The sequence below is a fragment of the Methylobacterium sp. A54F genome (assembly GCF_053346035.1).
Genome location: NZ_JBKFBF010000061.1, coordinates 1 through 367 on the forward strand (window position 1 = coordinate 1; position 367 = coordinate 367).

The following is a 367-nucleotide window of genomic DNA, read 5'->3' on the forward strand; positions in this document are numbered from 1 at the left end:
GATGGGTCCGCGCACCCACGGCGCCTGGCTCGGCTCCACCGTGTTCGACGGGGCCCGGGCCTTCGAGGGGGTGACGCCCGACCTCGTCCGGCACCTCGCCCGGGTCAACCGCTCGGCGCGCGCCATGGGCCTGGAGCCGAAGGTCTCCGAGGGCCGCTGGGCCGAGCTGGTGTGCGACGGCCTCGCCCGGTTCCCCCGCGACGCCGAGCTCTACATCCGCCCGATGTACTGGGCGGAGGACGGGTTCGGCGGCGGCGTGCGCTCCGATCCCGCGAGCACGAACTGGTGCCTCAGCCTCTACGACGCGCCGATGCCGCTGCCCTCCGGCGTGCGCGCGACGCTCTCGCCCTTCCGCCGTCCCACCGCC

The 367-nt window shown here is 75.7% G+C and carries 1 protein-coding gene; it reads left to right on the forward strand.

Annotated elements, in window-relative coordinates:
• Position 1: 1 nt before the first annotated feature.
• Positions 2-367: aminotransferase class IV (locus tag ACLBXP_RS25325; RefSeq protein ID WP_447670597.1), on the forward strand; the 366-nt coding region annotated here is incomplete at its 3' end.